Annotated in this window: 1 protein-coding gene; it reads right to left on the bottom strand. The window is 63.2% G+C overall.

Annotated elements, in window-relative coordinates:
• Positions 1 to 533 (bottom strand): transposase (locus A5673_RS27025; RefSeq protein ID WP_156748665.1); only part of this gene is annotated, 533 nt, incomplete at its 3' end.
• Positions 534 to 759 lie beyond the last annotated feature (226 nt).

Below are 759 nucleotides of genomic sequence, written 5' to 3'. Positions count from 1 at the left end.
TCACCGAGACTACGACGATGCTTGGCCGAATCCAGCGAACGAGCCTTAGGCGCGCGTTCGGGGTCGAGCTCGTGCACCCGCCACAACAGCCGGTTGATGGTCGCAGTGCGTTGCGCCACAAGGACTTCCCGACGATCGACTAGCAACTTCAACTCACGCGAAACTTCGTCATGAGAGGCCACCGGCAGATCGGGTTCACGCAGAAAAGCCCGCGCCACGGCCAAGGCATCGATCGGATCCGACTTGCCCCGCGTGCGCGCACTCGCCCGGACCTGGGCCATCAATTTCGGCGGAACCCGTACCACTTGCTGACCGGCGGTCAGCAAGTCGCGCTCCAGCCGCGCCGACAGATGCCGACAATCCTCGATCGCCCACACCACGTCGGCGCCAAAGCGTTCACGCGCCCACATCACCGCCTCGCCATGACCGGCGGTGATCGCCTTGACGGTCTTCTCCCCAAGCTTGCGCCCTACCTCGTCAACGGCGACGAACGTGTGCGAGCGCTTGTGCACATCGGCTCCAACAACAACCATGGAGGTTGCCTCCTTCACTGTGAGGTGACGGTTGGGCCGGTCGGCGGACACATCTCAGTGGGGGCGGTTGCCACGCTCCTATCAAGTCACGCCGGCCGGTCCTTCACACCTGGTGCCGACAAAACGCATGAACGCCAACCCAAAGGCGGCAGCGACCCTATGAGCCAGACACCAGGTGATCAGGATCCAACCACCGCAACAAGCGGCAACCTCACCCTGACACTGA

The organism is Mycobacterium sp. E3198 (assembly GCF_001667015.1).
Classification (GTDB): Bacteria; Actinomycetota; Actinomycetes; order Mycobacteriales; family Mycobacteriaceae; genus Mycobacterium.
Note: the sequence above shows the minus strand (reverse complement) of the source record. Positions and strands in the feature narration are given on the sequence as shown.